We start from the raw sequence: 19519 nt of genomic DNA on the forward strand, positions 1-19519 counted from the left end.
CACACCATACCACAGACTTTCTCAGAAGTCTACTATTTTTTCTTTATCCTCTGAAAGTTTGACCTTTCCACTAAAATCCACGTGAGCAGTCTGTGTAGTTTCTGATGAGTTCAGATAGTCGTGGATCATAGCCTCTATGAAATTATCAAAGGCGGTCTTATCACCGCTGTATATGAAATTTGCAGTTTTGATCTTAGGTTCAGTTCTCGTTTTTCCCAATATACCACGCTCCTCTCAAATCTTCTGTTCATGTTTCCTGTGATTCTTACGTTGTTCATTTTAATCTTTCCTTTCGTTATTTGATTGGGCATCACCCCATATGCATACCGAGATCTTCCTTCTTCCGTATCTCCTTCGCCAGTGCCTTTCGGTCAACATGCTCTCGAGCATACTCAGTATCGTCATCGACAGGCTCGTCCTCGATTATCGAAGCCACAGCAGCAATGCCACTGACGATATCAGGTGCAGCACTTCTATCAGCACCACCAGTCGGAGCAGTCTGAAGCCGTGACTTCTGCTCTGCTCGCCTGAGCATTTCAGCTGCGATAAGGTCCGCTCGTTCAGATTCCCAGCCTGTGATATGAGGTCCTTCGCCGCCTGATCCAGCTTCGACACCTCTGCCGTCACGTTTTGTGACGTCTGCTCCTGTATCTCCTTCCCCTGTTCCAGCAGCTGATTGTATATCGTCCGCTGATTTTGCAGGTACTGTTTCATCTGTGCATATGTCATAGTTTCGTCTGTCTGAGCCTTGACATCGAACAGCGTATCTGTCAGAAGTTTCAGCTGCGAGATCAGCGCCAGCCAGTTGTGTTCCTGGACGCAGACCATAGTTGGTATGTCCTGTGTCTCCTCCAAATTCTGCTTGGAGGCTTCTTTCGCTTCTTCGTATTTCGAATTCATATTCCATATTCTCCTTCCTGTATTTCGCTTCGTGCAATTTATTGTCACGGCATCTCCTGCCGTTGGGACAAGTGTATGTGATGTACTTCCGGCTGTCTTCCCACTTGACATCGTAGCCACACTGCTTCATGTAAAAGCGGAATTGCTTCTTGCACTTGGCTCTTTTCATGACCACATCAATGGTATTGAAGAGAGCCATTTTCCAACTCTCACCTCGAATTGCAACTCGATACTCGCCGTTAGTTATACCGTTACTCTGCTTGTGAATCTCAGGTTTGCTGAGAGTTGTTACACCGTACTTCTGACATATCTCATCGCTGAGCTGTCGCAGGTCTTGCAGTGTGAACTTGTTCGAGTGGTACTTCAGACCTGTCTCGGCATTGACCGCATTGAGCACAAAATGCGAATGTATATGGTCGGCATCTGTGTGAGTTGCCACTACAACTTCGTGACCTGGGAAAGCTCGCTCCGCAAACTCAACAGCGATCTTGTGAGCAAGCGCAGGAACGATATTATAGCCGCTCGGGTGCGACTGAACGAAATGATAGTAACGCACACCGTCAGTCTTGCCGTACATCTCACGGGTATTTTTGAACTCCTGATAGGCAGTGGGCAGCGAACAATTGAGAGCCGTCACAAACTTCTTACCCTCAGTCTTATCATCGCGGCAGATGTAGTCGAGACTTTTCTTGCCGCCGCCACCGCCTTTCGTACTTATCGCTGTGACCGTCGCCACTATTTCACCTCCCGAAGCAGCCGACCTATCAACTCCGTGAACTTCCTGTGCTCATCAAGGAGCGGCTGAAAATTCACGGCGGTCAGCCTGTCCATATTTGCCAGTGTAGCTATCTGATTGAGGTTTCGACCGATAGCTTTCTGCTGCCGGACTATCTCGTCGATTCCATTGGCGACAACGATTTTCTTGCCAAGAGCGCACCGCATAATGAAGTCATTGAGCCTCAAGCCATGCCTATCAGCGAGCTCATGGATACGCCTGCTTTCTTCCTCTGTGCAGCGTATCGCTATGGTTGTGTTTCTCCGTCTCATAGAATCCCTCCTTTTCTTCCGTTTTGTAAAATGTTTCGGCGTGCCGACAATTATACTTCCTGTCCGTAGGGACTATGCGGAGGCACAATTGGGAGCGGCGGCTCGCCGTAAGTGGGTTCGGGCTTCTGCCCGACAAGCAAGGCGGCAGGCGGAATGCCAGCTGCTATGCTTGCCAACCCAGAAGGGTTGATTTTTCTCAGGTACTGCCACTTTTCTCCTCTGTCGATAGTATCTGTGCGGTATCGCCACACTCGCTCCACGTTGCGCGACAATCGCTTTCACCGCCGCAGGTAGGATAACTACCCGAATTTGGCATCGGCGACAGAAACGGCGCGTTTTGTGCGTGATTTTACCGTCACCCGAGAGCATTATACCGTCACCCAGAATCACAAATACCGTCACCCTCTGTTTTACCGTCACCCGCCTCAAACAAAGGTAAATAGACGTTTTCTGAACTTCGGGTGCCGGCATGGTCAGCAATTTCTACCCACAGCAGGCTTCCGTTTTTACTGTCACCCGACTGGTCGTAAATCAGATCCAGTATTCGAGCTCCGTGACTCCTTCGAGCTGTGAATAGCACTCCGTATGTTTTAAGTTCATTGGTATGCTGAACAAGATTTCTCGTTATCCAGTTCGGAGCGTACTCACGACCGAAGTGTGTGTACATCAGCTTGCAGAGTTCAGTTGCTGAACCTGTGAAGCGTTTCTCATCTACCATCAAGTCATGTATGGCGAAAGAGAAAAGATCTGGCTGACGCTCAGGCACATCGTCAACTACATTCCACTTGTGACCGCTGAACTCCAAGCACAACTCCATGTGTTCAATGTCACGACCAGCGCAATGCAGCTTTGCTTTACCGCTGCCGCGACGCTCTTCGATCATAACCATGATACCGTCAACGCTGCCGATGATACCTGTCGAACCCGACACCATATTGAACGGATCGCTGTCATAACACTTGCGCGTATGGTGTACGACAAGTATTGCAACTTTCAGCTTATCCGCAAGCGCTTTCAGCACAGAGAGCTCTTTGTAATCTGAACCGTAATTGACATCAGTGTTGCACCTGACCTTCTGCAACGTATCGATGACTATGACTTTCAAATCAGGAAGCTCCTGTTTACTTTTTTCAAGTTCTTCTTCCAGACCGTTGCCTATTGACTGCGCTTCAATTGCGAAGTTCAAGTTCTCACATGGTTCGTCTGTGAGTTCGTATATCCTGTTCTGCAAACGAAGGAGGTTGTCCTCAAGACTCAGATACAATACCTGACCAATATTAGTATCGTGCTTGAGGAACTGCTCACCGTTAGCGACTGACATACACAAGTCCAGCGCTAACCACGACTTGCCTATCTTCGGTGCGCCTGCAAGGATATACAGACCGGGATACATCATTTTGTAGATGATGTACTCCTGCTTTTCCAGCGGAGTTGTCATTATGTACTCGCTGTTGTAGATCGTTAATTCGTTGCCTATAACTATCCCCCCTTTTATTTTGACAGCAAAAAAACGCTCCGCGAAATGCAAAGCGTTTTGCCCTCTAAATATATTATGGTACAGTTTTTTGATTTTGCATAAAATCAGGTAACAATTATTTTTTATTAAAAACGACAATTTTACTTGCAATTTGATTTTGGATGTGATATACTATAATCGGAGGTGATAGAACATATGTTTTCTGATATTTGTTTTTACGTCAAAGGAAAGACAATTGAAGTCGACGGACAGGACTTTCTGCTCGGAGAGCTTACCGAATCCTGTATGAATATCAACGACGATCAGTTCCATGAGATATACTTTAGTTTTGACAAATTCAAAAAAGAATTCCCAACAGAACTGCCTGAGCAGGAGAAGTATGATAAACTTAAAGAAGAAATATTCAGAATTGACAGTCTGCTCCGTGTACATAAGATATTTCAAGTGCTTGGTACTCCCATTGAGACAATTAAATCTTATTTTAAAGATAAAAGCATATTAGAGAGCTGGGATATGTTTTGTCAGCTTTGTAACGAGTATAACGGTATAATTATAGACATTTACAGTTTCAATGTAACTATAAACTGCTTTATTACACAGTGGATAAGGAATCTTAAAAAGTGTACTCCTGATGATTATGCTGCTGCATACTATGATTTCGTTTTCTCTCCGCTTGCTTACAAGTATATCGTCAATCCTGTCTATAATGACGGTTTCATTTATACAAATACAGAATTCCTATCATCACTCAATCTTGTACCAAGAGAGACTTATGAAGGTAGTGGAAAATATGTAATCGCAGAGTATTATCATACTTCTATACTGCAGTCATTCCTGAAAATCGACTATCTCAAAGGTCTTATGGCTGGGCATAGCATTAGGAAATGCGAGCATTGCAAACGGTTCTACCTTTCAACCAACGCATACAGAACTCGCTTCTGCGACAAGCCTTCTCTTGAAGATCCTAAGTTCACCTGTAAGCAGATAGCATACAGGAAGACACATATCAAAGATAGTAATGACAACAATCCAAAGTATCAAACATACAAGAAAGCGGTACACCGAATCATGCGAAGCTGTCAGCGCGGAGCTATTACGGTATGGAGGTTTTTACAATGGGCTTTGATTTTAGCATACAAGCGCGTATAAAAGACAAATTAACAGGAGAAGTAGTCTCAGGTTCTTATTCAGGCTATAAAGAGATTTGTTACTGGGGCAGCAGAATGTTTCTTGATCATCGTGCTACTATTATTGAGATATGCAATAAATATTCAGATTATCAGTATTCAGTAGAATCAGATCCTGTTATAGTTTCACGCTCTGCTTTACGCGAGATATGTGCTTATATTTTCAGACGATGCTGTATATCTGATAATGAACTTATCAATGAAAATGATTGGCAATGGCGAGAATGCTATGAAATCACAAATATTGATATGGCAATAAAATTACATGATTTTTTAGTTTCTCTTGACTATATTGAATTTAAAAATACTGATACAGGATTAGCAGGACAATTCATTTCTGATCCTCAGAAGAGAGTTCTTTTTGAACAAAATCCCCAAAATTATGAATGGGAGTTCAGGATTGACAATCATTATTCCGGAGATGTTATTTTCACAACACCTAAGTAAACAAACGGAAATATTAATGCAACAGGTAAAGTAACTTTGTATACTGAAAGAAGGTGCTGTGAAAGTTGCTCAGATGTCGTTGCGCAGTTTTCTCAAAAATATCCTAATATTGAAATTGAAGTTATTCACAATAACAATATACATGTAATATTAAATAGGTGGAATATGAGGATTAATAAAAACGAATATTTAACAGCTGTAAAACATCTTAAAGAAGATATTCACTATTATTTTTCAGAATCTAAATTAGATAGTCTCAGGCTATGTTATTTAGTCGAAGAATACTGTGAAAATTTTATTCATACTGAAGAAGAAGCGCTTTTATCTGCATTAACTTTTGAAGGTGCGCTTCTTGAAGTCACAGGTAACATATATCATTTGCAGTCGTTGAAGGAAGATATCAATAAATTCGACAGAGGTTTTCCATTTACAATGATAAATGAAGATGAATATGAATATCTAAAAAATACTGTAGATAGACTTAAAAAGTTTATTCAGACATTGCCATCTGATTTCAAAACATGGTTTGATATATCATAATTGCTCATATAATTTGCCAGCAGTGTTCGTGGGCAGTTACTGGCAAGTGTTAACAAAGAGTCCTTGCAGTTTTGGGTAATCTAAGCGGCATACACAATCTATAGCAATTAATGAAAAGCAGCTTTCCCTTATGCTCGAATGATTTCAGACAGGGGAAGCTGTTTTTTTGTATGTCGCTGAAGGACTCTGAAAAATATCCCAATATTGAAGTTGAAATTGTTCATAACAACGATAAAACTATACTAAATTAAAGGAGTAATAGTATTGTGTATATAAGAGAAAACAAGTATTTTGATGACAAGGATTTAATTTACAATGAAATGAAAGAAGTCATAGAAAATCCTGTTAATATCCATTGCAGTATTCCTTCGTATACTCTGTCATCATATATGGCAGTGAGGAGGACAACTTCGGCTTCGATTATATCACCGAGGACAGGCTCGGAGAGAACGAGCTTCACCATGATAACGATGTATATATAAAGCTCTGCTGTGAATACTTAAATCCGCTGTTTGATCAGCTGTCAAAGAAGGAACAAGAGATCATCGGAAGATGCTTTGGAGTATTCGGCTATGAGGAGATGTCCGCTAATGATATATCCGAGCTAATACTCATGACGCCGAATGCGTTAAATAAATCCGTAAATGCCTCACTGAACAAGCTGAAAGAGCTTTACTACAAGGACAGCAAGCTCTTTTACTGGCGGAATGCTAACTGGGGATTTGAAGATAGAAACGTGGTTTATTGCAAAGGCGATGTAAAAGCTGACAGTAAAAAACTAAAGAATAAGTCATTTATCAACTTAACACTTTATGAGAAATCAGCTGATAAATTTATCTTAAAACTTGACAAATCATTATGACTGAGTTATAATAAATATATAAAAATTATTCTGAAAGGAGCTGTTACTATGCCGAATATCGTGCCTATTTCAGATTTAAGAAATTATTCTGCCGTATTGCAGGACGTTGCAGTAGGTTCGCCTGTTTATCTTACCAAGAACGGTCGGGGTTGCTATGCGATCGTTGATATTGAGGAACAAGAGGAATACGAGCGTACTAAAGCAGCACTCCGCCTGATGTGCGAACTGGAAGATGGTAGAAAGGCAGGGGAACAGGAAGGCTGGATATCATCTGAAGATATCAGAAAGCGTTTTGGAGCAAGGAAAGTATGAATAAAATCGTTTACTCTCCGAAAGCTCAGAATGACCTGGACGAAATATGGGCATATATTTCTGAAAAGTTGTTAAATCCCACTGCTGCTGAGAATACGATAGATGGTATTCTTGATACAATAGATGCTCTGCAAGAGCGTTCAGAGATAGGAAAACCTCTTTATTTCTCGTCCGATTTGTTCAGCGGCTATCGTTTCATTGTTTATAAGAAATATCTTGCATTCTACAGAACAAGCGGGGATACCGTCTATATAGACCGTATCATATACGGAAAACGCGACTATATGAGGCTGCTGTTCAAAGACTTGGATTAGTCTGAGAGAATATATGCTCACTAACGTGACCTATCCCTCAGGTCCATATGAACGCAAGTTCATGCAGGTTCAAGTCCTGTTATCCGCACTCGTATAATACGTAAAAATTCGCGCTTCACAAATGTGAGGTGCGAATTTTTTTGTATAGTCATTTACAATAAAAAGCTCCTCCGCATGGAGGAGCTTTTGTAATTTGAGTAATACGCTTGAAAAAGACTATCAATGCATTATTTCCTATCAAGCATAAATACCTTCAACGTGATCGGTTCATCTTTCGTTACAGAAATATATGCATAGAAGCAGAGAATGTAAGAAGCGTCAAGTGCATCTATCTTACCGTCCTCGTTTACATCATATGCCTCTTTCTGTTTTACAGTCAATGTGATCGAATTTGAAGTTGAATTCTTCGCATATATCATAAGGATAATGCTTGCATCAACTGCATCGACCTTGCCGTCACCCGAAGCATCACCTAATTCGATATCAGGTCCGTCGTCAGTATTAGTAGTTGTGGTAATTGTAGTTGTGGTCGTGCTTGTGGTAGAAGTTGTTGATGTAGAAGTTGTCGTAGTTGTTGTTTCTGTAGTTGTAGAAGTAGTTGTTGTAGTCGTCGTTTCTGTTGTCTCAGAGGTTGTGGAAGTTGCAGTAGAAGTCTCTGTGAGTTCAGTAATTGTTTCTGTAGTAGTTGATGTGGTAGTTGTTTCAGTAGTTGTAGTTGTTGTAGATGTAGTTGAAGTAGTTGATGTTGTAGTCTTACTTGTTGTAGTTGTCTTAGAAGTTGTTGATGTTGATGATGATGTAGTTTTGCTTGTTGTAGTTGTCTTAGAGGTTGTTGAAGTAGTTGATGTTGTAGTCTTGCTTGTAGTAGTTGCTTTAGAAGTTGTTGATGATGTTGTTGTAGTCTTGCTTGTAGTAGTTGCTTTAGAAGTTGTTGATGATGTTGTTGTAGTCTTACTTGTTGTAGTTGCTTTAGAAGTTGTTGATGATGTTGTTGTAGTCTTACTTGTTGTAGTTGTCTTAGAGGTTGTTGAAGTAGTTGATGTTGTAGTCTTACTTGTTGTAGTTGTCTTATAAGTTGTTGAAGTAGTTGATGTTGTAGTCTTGCTTGTTGTAGTTGCTTTAGAAGTTGTTGATGTAGATGATGTCGTAGTCTTGCTTGTTGTAGTAGTCTTGGAAGTTGTTGAAGTTGTGGTCGTTGTTGTTACGTTCGAACCTGAAGTTGTAGTAGTTGTAAAATAGTCTTCACCAAGGAATCTTACCTTACCGTCTATTGCTTCATTGTTTACACCGATAGTAACATTTTTCTCCCAGTCTGCTCTTGTACTTGGATAGTAGACATTCTCTATACCGCTGCATCCGTTAAATGCATTATCAGAGATCTCGGTGACAGTTTTCGGAAGGTATACATCTTCGATATTTGACAATCTGAACAATGCATAGTTAGAAAGTCTGCTGCCATCAATGATAGTAAGCTTTCTAAGTGCTGCGGGGATAGCTCTGCCATTACCATAGGCATCAGTGACCTTGTAATACTCTTCACCCTCGCCGCCAAGGAAGTATGATGATATCTGACTTACTTTACCGGGATCATCTGCACCTTCTTTGCTAAATCCTGCAAAAGGAAGTGTAAGTTCAGCAAGATTTGCACAGCCGCTGAATATAAATGCTCCTATACCGTCTGCTCCGCCGTAAATCTCAGCCTTTTTGATATCTGAGCAGCCGCTGAACGCGTATTCACCGATAGTTTTTACAGATGTAGGGATATTGATGCTTGTAATGCCTATACAGTTTGAGAACGCACTTGAACCTATAGATGTCAGTGTTGTAGGGAACTTGATATCACCGAATTCGACGTTTTTACAATTCATGAATGCGCTATTGCCGATACTTGTAATACCCTCGGGTATAAATCCGTTTTTCATCGCTGTACAGCCGTCAAATGCGTGTACTCCGATCTCGGTTATAGTTTTGGGTATATTGATATTTTCAACTCCGCCGAGTCTGAAAAATGCGTAGTCGGAAATTCTTTCGCCCTCAAGGATATTGATAGTTTTAAGGACTACAGGTATTGATCTGCCATTGCCATATGCATCAGTAATGTGGTAATATTCATCGCCCTCACCGCTAAGGAAGTAAGATGAAATCTGACTTACTTTACCGGGATCATCTGCACCTACTTTACTAAATCCTGCAAAAGGAAGTGTGAGTTCAGCAAGACTTGCACAGCCGCTGAATATATATCCGCCTATACCGTCTGAACCGCCGTAAATCTCAGCCTTTTTGATAGCTGAACAGCCGCTGAATGCATATTCACCGATAGTTTTTACAGATGTAGGGATATTGATACTTGTAATGCCTATACAGTTTGAGAATGCACCTGAACCTATAGATGTCAGTGTTGTAGGGAACTTGATATCACCGAATTCGGCGTTTTTACAATTCATGAATGCGCTATTGCCGATACTTGTAATACCCTCGGGTATAAATCCGTTTTTCATCGCTGTACAGCCGTCAAATGCGTGTACTCCGATCTCGGTTATAGTTTTGGGTATATTGATATTTTCAACTCCGCCGAGTCTGAAAAATGCGTAATCGGAAATTCTTTCACCCTGAAGGATATTGATAGTTTTAAGTACTACAGGAATTGATCTGCCGTTGCCGTAAGCATCGGTGATATGATAATACTCATCGCCCTCGCCGCTATGGAAGTAAGATGATATCTGACTTACCGTACCAGCATCATCTGCACCTTCTTTACTGAAACCTGCAAAAGGAAGCGTAAGTTCAGCAAGTTTTGCACAGCCGCTGAATATATATCCGCCTATACTGCTATCAACGCCGTATATTTCAGCCTTTTTGATAGCTGAACAGCCGCTGAATGCATATTCACCGATAGTTTTTACTGTTTTAGGAACGACAATACTTGTAATAAGTTCACAGTTTACGAATGCATTTGAACCTATAAATGTAAGAGTGTCAGGGAAAACGATATCCCCAAAATTTGCTTTGCTACAATTTACGAATGCATTATTGCCAATGCTTGTTATACCCTCGGGTATAAATCCGTTTTTCATCGATGTACAGCCGTCAAATGCGTGTACTCCTATCTCGGTTATAGTTTTTGGTATATTGATATTTTCAACTCCGCCGAGTCTGAAAAATGCGTAGTCGGAAATTCTTTTACCATCGAGAATATTGATAGTTTTAAGTGCTACAGGTATTGATCTGCCGTTGCCGTAAGCATCAGTAATATGGTAATACTCATCGCCCTCACCGCTAAGGAAGTATGATGATATCTGACTTACTTTACCCGGATCATCTGCTCCTTCTTTGCTAAATCCTGCAAAAGGAAGTGTAAGTTCAGCAAGTGACTTACAGCCGCTGAATATATATCCGCCTATACCGTCTGCACCGCCGTATATTTTAGCCGTTTCGATCTTATAACAACCGCTGAATACATATTCACCGATAGTCTTTACCGATTTAGGAATATTAACACTTGTAATAAGTTCGCAGTTTGAGAACGCACTTGAACCTATAGATGTCAGTGTTGTCGGGAAGTTCATATCACCGAAATCGACTTTTGAGCAGTTTGCAAATGCATTATTGCCGATAGTGGTCAGCTTGCTCTTTATCTCATCATTATTATGATTTTTGAGCAGATTGTTTGTTATAGATGAACAATTCTCAAATGAACGTGATCCTATGGCTGTTAAAGTATCAGGTAAGATAACAGTTTCTAATCCGTCGAGTCTGAAAAATGCATAGTCCGAGATCCTGCTACCGCCAAGGATTGTGATCTTTTTAAGTGCTGCAGGGATTGATCTGCCATTGCCGTAAGCATCGGTGATATGGTAATATTCATCACCCTCACCGCTAAGGAAGTATGATGATATCTGACTTACTTTACCGGGAGCATCTGCACCTTCCTTACTAAATCCTGCAAAAGGAAGTGTGAGTTCGGCAAGTTTCGGACATCCGCTGAACATATATCCGCCTATACCGTCTGCACCGCCTTTGATAACAGCAGATTTCAGTTTTACACAGTCTCTGAATACATATTCACCTATATTAGCGACTTTTTCGGGAACTTCGATCTTTTCAATGCCAGTACAGCCTGAAAATGCGTAAGAACCTATTGAAAGAACAGTTTCCGGAATTGTGATCTTGGTGAATGAATTACAGTTGAAGAAAGCGGCATCGCCTATCTCTGTAAGAGCCTTAGGCATTTCAAGCTCTCCCTTAGGAAGTTTCACTTCAACTAACTTCTGCTTCTCATAATCAAATACTATGTAGCTTATATAAGCAAATGAAGTACAGTCTCTGAAAGCATTATTTCCGATACGCTTGATAGAATTCAGCATATTGACAGATGTCATATTGCTGCATTTATTGAATACATTATCGCCTATGCTTGTTATCAATTTGCCGTCTTTTTCAGTTCCTGCGTTCTCCATGACCACATTAACTATTTTAGAAGGATCCTTGAATGGTGATTGAGAGAAATCATACATATCACCATTACCGAAGATATACAGATATCCTGTCGGATAGAGCATATACATTATGTGGTCGCCCAGTGCGCCTGATTCTATGCAGATCTGATCGGCAGAAGGAGCTTTTGCTGTTGTAACAACGCGCTTTACACGATTTGCTGTAACCGTTGTAGTAACTATCTCCGGTCCGTCAGTATCGGTGTCATCGCTTGATATCGGAGTAATATCATCATCCTCATCAACATCAAAACTATAATTCAAAGTCTTTGCTTTATCATTGATATGGAATGAAGTACTCTTAACCTTTTTACCATTGATAATAACATCAACTTTATGAGCACCGCTTCTGCAATAAACAACTATATTGCTGCCGCCCACAACACCTGTTGATACATCACCGTCAATAACGATCTCCGCATTAGGTGTATATGTTGAACCGTCAGGTTTTATAGCAGTCAGGTTAAAAGTAGTCTTATACGCAACATTAGGGCAAGAACCCAATCCGAACTTTGGTCCGCGGCCTGCTAAAGCTATCCATGAAGCAGGAAGACCTGCCGCAGTAGCCACAAGTCCGAGATTATCAAGGCTGAGATACCAGTCAAATAGCTTTGTACTGAATGATGCGATCTCACATTCGATGTCTATGAGCTTTAAGCATTTGAACTCAACGCCTACCGATACAACAAAGCTAACATCACCTGACAGACACGTATCACAAGCGTGTTTCGTATCGCCTGATGTATCAAAGCATACAAAAGCTGTATTTGAGAATGATCCGGATTCACCGTCATTTGCATAAGATAATTCCAATGAGCCTGTTATATCAAAGCCCACCTTTGCATAGAGCGTGAATTCGAGCAGAGTAACAAATCCAAGATCAACAGCATCAAGCGAGGCTGAAAGCTTCAGACCAACAAATGCTTCACCTTCAAGCTTCACAGAAACACCCTTTGAATTTTCCTCAGTATTTTCAATAGTTTCCATGCCGTCATCTGAATCGTACTGGAAGCCGTAAGTAGAAGAACCTGAGAATGTTACGCCAAGTGAACCCTCAAGCTCAAGAACAAAATCAACAGATATCTTTACTGTTGCACCCGGGATACCTGTAGGTATAACTACGCTGCCGAGTCGCGGCTCACAGTCTTTTTCGCTGAGGTTCTTGATAACATCATTGTCCCCATTATCAGCACTGAGTGAGATGGTGAATGAGTATTCATACCCTAATTCATAATAGGCATATGCATATCCCCACTTTTTGTAAAACTCAAATGACTGAGTAAAAGAAACGCCTACCTCAGCACCGAGACTGATGCCTGAATCTCCAAGATCAACACTGCCGCTTGCCGAGAACGACTCAGTGTTTGAACCTGAATATGAAAGGAGATACTGCGCCATATCAAATGTCATGACACCTGTATCTTCAAAGTCTGTATCGGTACGAACGATACCCTCGTCAGCTGTTTCCATATCAAGAACAGCATCTCTCGGATCTGAATGTGACTCAAACTTGACAAATGCAAGCATATCGTCTATATTATCATTACCGGATACAGTTACTGTATCGCCGTCAACCTTTACGTCCTCGACAGCAATAGAAACTATTGATTCGGGACTTGGCTGGATATAGAAGAATTCGCCGTTCCTGAGGTTCTTGACTGTATCGTCAGCATTGCTGAAAACGAAAACATTATTGTCAAAGTCAGAAGAAACAAGCTCATTCTTTCCTTCGTTGCTTTCGGCAATAATAGTATCATCACTGAGGACAACGAAGTTGTTTGTCTCATCGTCGTCAAAGTTTACTACTCTGTCCTGTGCGAAATCCTTGGTAGTTTTTGAAAGGATATCAGCCATTTCCTTAGTGTACTTCTTTACTATGAAAGAATCACCTACAGGACGGTTAAAAAGGTCGAATAGCTGTACCTTGATAATGAAGTACTCCCCAAGCTTTGAAGTGTCAACTGAAGCTTCGCTGTGTTTTAAGCGTCCTGCTTTGACATTTCCTTCAACGGAAGTAAACAGCTGACCGTTCTCATCATCAACGAAAGTTATCACGTATTTGCTGTCCTTTGCCTGCGTGGAAGTAACAACAAGCTTACCTGTATCAGGATCAAAATCCAGACCTGTTATCAGGTATTCGCCTTCGCCAACATCTGAATTGGCGAGTTTTTTCACAGTCTGATCTTCTTCCGCTGCATGAGTGATAAAGTTACCCAATGAGTTGGACGATTCAAAGCTCAGATTGCTTGCACGTTCGATAGCTGACTCTTTTTTTGCGTCGTTATCCGAAACCGTACTTAATGTGTTGCCGTTTGACAAGACCGCTGTAGTACAGATAACTGCACTCAACGCTCCTGCTACGAGTCGTTTGAACATTTTTCTACATTCCTCCCTATTACTTATTCGGTGTAATACACCAATTTTAAATTATAAAAATAAAAGCATATATTGTCAATGCTTTTATTGTCAACATTTTCAATACTGCTCATTTTTATACTATAAAAACTATGATATATGTTATTATTTATAAAATACAGCGTTTTTCAGGTCAGCCCCATATGAGACTGACCTTACACTTTCAGTTCAAGTTATTACTGTACCTGTATTCATCAGCACGAAACAGTAAATGTCATATCTAATGCTGTTAATTTTTTGATCATCAAGATGCAGCACCAATATAAAATTTTTATAATAATACCACATTTTATATAATTTGTCAATAGAAGCAAAACATCACAAGCCCTCCTCAAAACCCGTATATTCATCTATATACGTGATTTATAATATGCAGGAATTTGTGCTTCTAAAGAACGAGTTGTGAATTTTTTTATAACGTGAAATATTTCCCGAAATATTTCGACTATATTGTCAAGAGGGACCTCACCTCCCGAAAGGAGGAATACATCATGAATGATAAACACATCATCGAAATGTTCCGAAACAGAGATGAACAGGCAATAACAGAACTAAAGCTGAAATACGGCAGATTATGCTTCCATATCGCAGCAAATATCCTTTCCCAGCACGAAGATATCGAGGAATGTCTGAATTCCGTATACTACGATATATGGAACAGGATACCGCCCGACGAGCCAAATGATCTCAAAACATATCTGTGCCGAATAGTGAAAAACAAAGCTATCGACAAGCTGAAATACAATTCCGCATCAAAGCGTAATTCCAAATTAAGCGTATCGATTGACGAGCTCGCTGAGTGTATCCCCGATACGCGGCAGCAAGATATCCCGACACAAAAGCTTTCAGAGATAATATCCCGTTTTCTGCGAATGCAGGACGAAAAAAACAGGAAGATATTTGTGAGGCGTTACTGGTACGGCGATGACATTTCAAAGATCGCCGAGTATTTCCAGATGAATGAAAAAACTGTTGCCACAAATCTTTTTCGGACAAGAAAGAAACTAAAAGAATTTTTGAAGAAAGAAGGTTTCGAGTATGAATAAAAATGATTTATTTGAAGCCATTGACCTCATTGACGACGATCTTATCAGAGAAGCTCAGATAAGCTCCGAAACTTACTCAAAGGTCAAAACTGATGAACCAAAGCCTGATATGACTGTTTCGGGAGTTGAAGTTCGCAGCGGTATCAGGTGGCAGCGCGTCACAGCTATCGCCTCAGCATTTATCCTTATCTCAGGCTTAGGAATATTAGGTGCTTATCTCCACGAAAATCGCCCCACACGGCATATACAGCCTACCGAGTTCGTAATTCCTGCCGCTACGGAAAGTACATCTGAAACTGCGGACAAGCAGACAGAGAGCACAGAAGCTGTGACCACAAAGATAACAAGCTCCCCCAAAAAAGAAACAAAAGAAAGTACAAATACAGTTACAACAAGCAAATCCGACTCCGAAACTTCAACCGCTGCTTCTGCACCGACAGAAAGCAGTGAGCCGACACCTGCGGAGAATACGCAGTCTGATGAAAAAAATCCTGTTGTAACAGTCACTCAGCCTGTTACAATCTCAACTACTACAGCTAAAAAAAATATAGTTACGAGCAAGCTTACTAAAACCACTCAAAAGTCCGTAACAACTACTACCGCAAAACAAACCGAACCAAAGGTAACTGAGCCCGAGCCAACAACAGAAGATAACTGGGTGATACATCTTCCATGCACTAAAACTTCTGATATAGCATGGAATGCGTACCAGTGTCCCGAGATGTTCGAGATACTCAGAAGTATCACATATACTCCGGGTGATGAGCGCGGAATGTGCAATACTTATCTCATAGACAATGACGACAATCACAGAATATATGCTCTGAACTTTGAGGATAAGTGGGTAATGAAGTTTGGAACGGACGGCACTGACTGGGGATACGCCTCAATGCCCGACAGACTATACGAGCTTTTCTGCGGTTCATAAATATCAAAAGGTCCTCGATAATTCATCGAGGACCTTATTTTACTTTTCACAGGAATGAATTGCCTTAGCAGGACAGGCTGCCATACAAGCACCGCAGTTGGTACACTTATCGTAGTCGATAGAAGCGTGGAAATTATTAACAGTGATCGCACCGTTAGGACATTTCTTCTCGCATATCTTACAGCCTATACAGCCGTTTTTGCAGGAAAGCTTTGTAGCCTTTCCGTTATCGCCCGAGGAACAAAGAACATCAATATGCTTTGCAAGTGGCTTTATACTGATAAGGCTGTTAGGACAGGCAGCTGCGCACTGACCGCAGGCACCGCATAAGGCAGGTATTACCTTTGCTACGCCGTTAACGACCTTTATTGCATCATGCTCACAAGCACTAACACAATCTCCAAGACCGATACAGCCAAATTTACAAGTACCGTTTCCGCCGTAGAAACGCTTCACAGCCTTACATGACTGGACTCCGTCAAACGAAAAAGCAGTCTGAGTAGCATTGCAGTCACCGTTACAGTGAACTACAGCTGTCATTGGAACTACCTCAGCGGCAGCAGTACCGAGAATAGCAGCTATCTTCCCTGCTGCATCTGCTCCGCCCGGACGGCAGAGATTTGTAGCTGCGCCTTTCTGAACTATAGCGTTTGCGTAATCGGAACAGCCTGCGAATCCGCAGGCACCGCAGTTAGCCTGAGGGAGTGCCTCGCTTATTTTTTCGATACGTTCATCGACTTCAACATGGAATACCTTTGCAGCAACTGTCAGCAGAACACCTGCCAGAACTCCGCAGCCTCCGAGGATAAGTGCAGGTATAAGATAAGTAGTCATACGCGCACCTCCTTAGCTGAACAGTCCCGAGAAGCCCATAAAGCTTACAGAAACTATCGAAGCTGCAATAAGTGTAGCAGGAACTCCCTTGAAAGTTTCAGGGATATCTGCATATTCAAGCTTTTTGCGCACACCCGAGAATATTACAAGTGCAAGCATAAAGCCAAGTCCGCCGCCGAGAGCGTTTATTATAGACTGCCCGAAGCTGTAGCTGTTATCGATATTAAGAACTGTAACACCGAGCACAGCGCAATTTGTAGTTATAAGCGGCAGATAAACGCCAAGCGAGCTGTAAAGTGACGGAACGCACTTTTTAAGGAAGTTCTCGACCAGCTGAACGAACAGAGCTATAACAAGGATAAATACAACGGTATCGAAGTATTCAAGTCCGTTTGGAACGAGTATTCCGTGATGTATAGGATATGTAACAAGTGTAGCACATATCATTACGAAAGTAACTGCAATTCCCATACCAGCCGCGCTGTCAAGCTTCTTTGAAACACCGAGGAACGGACATATACCCATGAACTTTGAAAGTACAAAGTTATCAGTGAGCATTGCAGAGAGAAGTATCACAAGCATAGTTTTCATTTGCAGTCACCTGCCTTTCCGCATTTATCCGCATTCGGACAGCCGCTGCATCCAAGCTCCTGAGGAGGCTTCTTGTTGAAAAGCTTATTCACAAGAGCGATTATGATGCCGAGAGTAAAGAAACCGCCCGCAGGCATAATAAACAGCAGCATGGGATTATCGCTGAGTACAGGGATAGTAAATCCCATCCACTTTCCCGAGCCGATTATCTCACGGACAGAGCCCATAAGGAACAGAGCAAGTGTAAAACCTATACCCATACCTATAGCATCACAGGCAGAAGCAACAACACCGTTCTTGCTTGCGAACATTTCGGCTCTGCCGAAGATGATACAGTTAACAGTGATAAGTGTAAGGTAAATACCGAGACTGTCATAAAGGCTTGGCACAAATCCTTCAAGCAGGAAGCCGATAAGTGTAACGAAGCTTGCAATAATAACGATAAACGCAGGGATACGCACCTTATCGGGAATTACTTTTCTGAGTGCGGATATTACAATATTTGAACCAAGAAGAACGAATGTAGTAGCCAGTCCCATACCGATACCGTTCATAGCCTGAGTGGTAACAGCAAGAGTAGGACACATACCTAAAAGCATTACAAGTGTGGGATTTTCCTTGATGATACCCTTGGTTATCTCCTTAGTGAGAGAATTTTTGTTATCAGCCACCTATTATCGCCTCCTTATTTTCGTTATATACCTTCAAAGCAATATCAACTGCGTGTTTCATGCCCTTTGACGAGAAAGTTGCACCGCTTATAGCGTCAAAAGAGTCGGTCGGCTGTGTAAGTCCGTAGAACTGCTTTCTGAAATCAGCCTCATCTCTGACCTTAGAGCCAAGTCCCGGAGTCTCTCCAAGAGATACGAACTCGATACCTGAAACAGCACCGTTTTCGTCTATACCAACGAGAATGTTTATACCGCCCTTTGAGTAACCGTCAGTGCATACCTGTATAACGGTCTTTTTATCGGGAGTAACTGCTATGGTCTGTATCTCGTCGTATCCGCATTTAAGCTGAACTGTCTTGCTGTCGGTCTTGCCGAAAAGTGCCTCAACACTGCTGTTGAATTTCTCCGCTTTCTGCTCCGCGATTCGATCCTTTGTAAGCTCATAGGCAAATGCAAGAAGCAATGAAGCGATAACGCATATAACAGTAAGTACAAGAGTAGGCTTTATCTTATCCTTCATTCTTTTCAGCCTCCTTTGCACCGAGCACCTTTGTTCTTGTAAGCTGCTCTATGTAAGGTGTAAGAACATTCATAAGGAGTATGGAGAACGATACACCCTCGGGATAAGAACCGAAACGTCTTATAATAAAGGTTATGACTCCGCAGCCGAGTCCGAAAACTATCTTGCCCTTTGTGGTTATAGGAGTTGTAGCGTAATCTGTAGCCATAAAGAAAGCACCGAGGAATACGCCGCCTGCCAGTATCTGATATACAGGATCATCGCCTGCTATAAAGCTGAGTAGGAAAAGGCTTCCGATGAATGACACAGGTGCAGCTAAAGATATTATCTTTCTTGCTGCAAGGTAAAGTCCGCCTATGAGAAGTCCCAGAGCACATACCTCACCGAGACAGCCTCCTGTCTTACCGAGAAAAAGATCAAGATATGACGGAAGTTCCCCGCCATTTTTGGCAAGTACCAGCGGAGTTGCCGAAGATACAGCATCGTAATCGTACTCCAGCGGCTTTATCCAGTTTGTCATTGCCGCAGGGAAAGATACCATAAGCACGATACGTGCAGTAATGGCAGGATTGGCGAAATTCTGTCCAAGTCCGCCGAAAAGCTGTTTTACGATAACGATAGCCACAAATGAACCTATGACAGCCATCCAGTAAGGAAGAGTCACAGGTAAATTCATCGCGAGAATAAGTCCCGTAACAACAGCCGACATATCGCCGACAGTATTACTGCGCTTCATCATAGCACGGCATACATACTCAAAGAATATACAGCTTCCGATACAGACTGCCGTAAGCGGAATAACGCGCATACCGAAGAAATATATCGCAGCTCCCCATGCAGGAAGAAGAGCGATTATGACATTCAGCATTATATTTGAAGTTTTTACGTAGTTTTCGTCGTGTGGTGACGGCGAAACGATAAGCTTGTTCATGTTT

Annotated in this window: 19 protein-coding genes; 8 read left to right on the plus strand and 11 right to left on the minus strand. The window is 41.8% G+C overall.

The features are described 5' to 3' along the window. Positions 1-21 precede the first annotated feature (21 nt). The 5 genes from BLW60_RS08915 to BLW60_RS08930 all read right to left on the minus strand — a co-directional run bounded on the left by BLW60_RS08915 (position 22) and on the right by BLW60_RS08930 (position 3475). The gene (locus tag BLW60_RS08915; RefSeq protein ID WP_074716543.1) at positions 22-219 is read right to left on the minus strand and encodes a hypothetical protein; all 198 of its coding nucleotides are present in this window, start codon (positions 217-219) and stop codon (positions 22-24) included. 91 nt (positions 220-310) lie between these two features. Further along, the gene (locus BLW60_RS08920) at positions 311-1636 is read right to left on the minus strand and encodes a relaxase/mobilization nuclease domain-containing protein (RefSeq protein ID WP_074716546.1); all 1326 of its coding nucleotides are present in this window, start codon (positions 1634-1636) and stop codon (positions 311-313) included. Further along, a complete protein-coding gene (locus tag BLW60_RS08925; RefSeq protein WP_074716548.1) occupies positions 1636-1947 on the minus strand; it encodes a plasmid mobilization protein in 312 nt (103 codons plus the stop codon). The genes BLW60_RS08920 and BLW60_RS08925 overlap by 1 nt, the downstream gene beginning before the upstream one ends. Positions 1948-1997: 50 nt before the next feature. Further along, complete coding sequence (locus tag BLW60_RS16470) at positions 1998-2207, minus strand: hypothetical protein (protein ID WP_207645927.1); 210 nt, start codon at positions 2205-2207, stop codon at positions 1998-2000. Positions 2208-2323: 116 nt separating this feature from the next. Beyond that, complete coding sequence (locus BLW60_RS08930; protein ID WP_074716550.1) at positions 2324-3475, minus strand: AAA family ATPase; 1152 nt, start codon at positions 3473-3475, stop codon at positions 2324-2326. A 144-nt stretch (positions 3476-3619) separates the two neighbouring features. Between BLW60_RS08930 and BLW60_RS16475 the strand changes: the two genes are divergently transcribed. The 6 genes from BLW60_RS16475 to BLW60_RS08960 all read left to right on the plus strand — a co-directional run bounded on the left by BLW60_RS16475 (position 3620) and on the right by BLW60_RS08960 (position 7086). After that, complete coding sequence (locus BLW60_RS16475) at positions 3620-4573, plus strand: DUF6076 domain-containing protein (protein WP_139283392.1); 954 nt, start codon at positions 3620-3622, stop codon at positions 4571-4573. After that, a complete protein-coding gene (locus tag BLW60_RS08940) occupies positions 4540-5058 on the plus strand; it encodes a hypothetical protein (protein WP_074716554.1) in 519 nt (172 codons plus the stop codon). The genes BLW60_RS16475 and BLW60_RS08940 overlap by 34 nt, the downstream gene beginning before the upstream one ends. Before the next feature lie 12 nt (positions 5059-5070). Continuing rightward, the gene (locus BLW60_RS08945; protein WP_081348187.1) at positions 5071-5598 is read left to right on the plus strand and encodes a deaminase domain-containing protein; all 528 of its coding nucleotides are present in this window, start codon (positions 5071-5073) and stop codon (positions 5596-5598) included. A gap of 355 nt (positions 5599-5953) precedes the next feature. Continuing rightward, positions 5954-6460: a hypothetical protein gene (locus tag BLW60_RS08950; RefSeq protein ID WP_074716557.1), complete on the plus strand. Its 507-nt coding sequence runs from the start codon at positions 5954-5956 to the stop codon at positions 6458-6460. Between the two features lie 48 nt (positions 6461-6508). Continuing rightward, the gene (locus BLW60_RS08955) at positions 6509-6772 is read left to right on the plus strand and encodes a type II toxin-antitoxin system prevent-host-death family antitoxin (RefSeq protein ID WP_074716559.1); all 264 of its coding nucleotides are present in this window, start codon (positions 6509-6511) and stop codon (positions 6770-6772) included. After that, positions 6769-7086, plus strand: coding sequence for a type II toxin-antitoxin system RelE/ParE family toxin (locus BLW60_RS08960; protein ID WP_074716561.1), 318 nt, complete (start codon positions 6769-6771; stop codon positions 7084-7086). Before BLW60_RS08955 ends, BLW60_RS08960 begins: the two co-directional genes overlap by 4 nt. Before the next feature lie 227 nt (positions 7087-7313). On the opposite strand, the gene BLW60_RS08965 is transcribed toward BLW60_RS08960, so the two are convergent. Further along, positions 7314-13955, minus strand: a complete 6642-nt coding sequence (locus BLW60_RS08965; protein ID WP_074716562.1) for a leucine-rich repeat protein — start codon at positions 13953-13955, stop codon at positions 7314-7316. Positions 13956-14485: 530 nt separating this feature from the next. Between BLW60_RS08965 and BLW60_RS08970 the strand changes: the two genes are divergently transcribed. Together BLW60_RS08970 and BLW60_RS08975 are read left to right on the plus strand one after the other, a co-directional pair. Beyond that, entirely contained in the window at positions 14486-15040 is a 555-nt protein-coding gene (locus BLW60_RS08970) for an RNA polymerase sigma factor (protein ID WP_074716564.1), read from the plus strand. Continuing rightward, positions 15033-15968, plus strand: a complete 936-nt coding sequence (locus tag BLW60_RS08975) for a hypothetical protein (protein ID WP_074716566.1) — start codon at positions 15033-15035, stop codon at positions 15966-15968. Before BLW60_RS08970 ends, BLW60_RS08975 begins: the two co-directional genes overlap by 8 nt. A gap of 39 nt (positions 15969-16007) precedes the next feature. Here the strand turns inward: BLW60_RS08975 and BLW60_RS08980 are convergent, their stop codons facing one another. Genes BLW60_RS08980 through BLW60_RS09000 form a run of 5 tightly spaced genes read right to left on the minus strand, consistent with a single transcriptional unit; the run spans position 16008 to position 19515 of the window. Beyond that, positions 16008-16802, minus strand: a complete 795-nt coding sequence (locus tag BLW60_RS08980; RefSeq protein WP_074716568.1) for an RnfABCDGE type electron transport complex subunit B — start codon at positions 16800-16802, stop codon at positions 16008-16010. Between the two features lie 12 nt (positions 16803-16814). Beyond that, on the minus strand, positions 16815-17393 hold the full coding sequence (locus BLW60_RS08985) for an electron transport complex protein RnfA (RefSeq protein ID WP_074716570.1): 579 nt from the start codon (positions 17391-17393) through the stop codon (positions 16815-16817). Further along, positions 17390-18064: an electron transport complex subunit RsxE gene (rsxE, locus tag BLW60_RS08990; RefSeq protein ID WP_074716572.1), complete on the minus strand. Its 675-nt coding sequence runs from the start codon at positions 18062-18064 to the stop codon at positions 17390-17392. Before rsxE ends, BLW60_RS08985 begins: the two co-directional genes overlap by 4 nt. After that, the gene (locus BLW60_RS08995) at positions 18057-18584 is read right to left on the minus strand and encodes an RnfABCDGE type electron transport complex subunit G (RefSeq protein WP_074716574.1); all 528 of its coding nucleotides are present in this window, start codon (positions 18582-18584) and stop codon (positions 18057-18059) included. The genes rsxE and BLW60_RS08995 overlap by 8 nt, the downstream gene beginning before the upstream one ends. Beyond that, positions 18574-19515: an RnfABCDGE type electron transport complex subunit D gene (locus BLW60_RS09000; protein ID WP_074716577.1), complete on the minus strand. Its 942-nt coding sequence runs from the start codon at positions 19513-19515 to the stop codon at positions 18574-18576. The genes BLW60_RS08995 and BLW60_RS09000 overlap by 11 nt, the downstream gene beginning before the upstream one ends. Positions 19516-19519 lie beyond the last annotated feature (4 nt).

It is taken from the genome of Ruminococcus flavefaciens (assembly GCF_900108555.1).
In the GTDB taxonomy this organism is placed as follows: domain Bacteria; phylum Bacillota; class Clostridia; order Oscillospirales; family Ruminococcaceae; genus Ruminococcus; species Ruminococcus flavefaciens_P.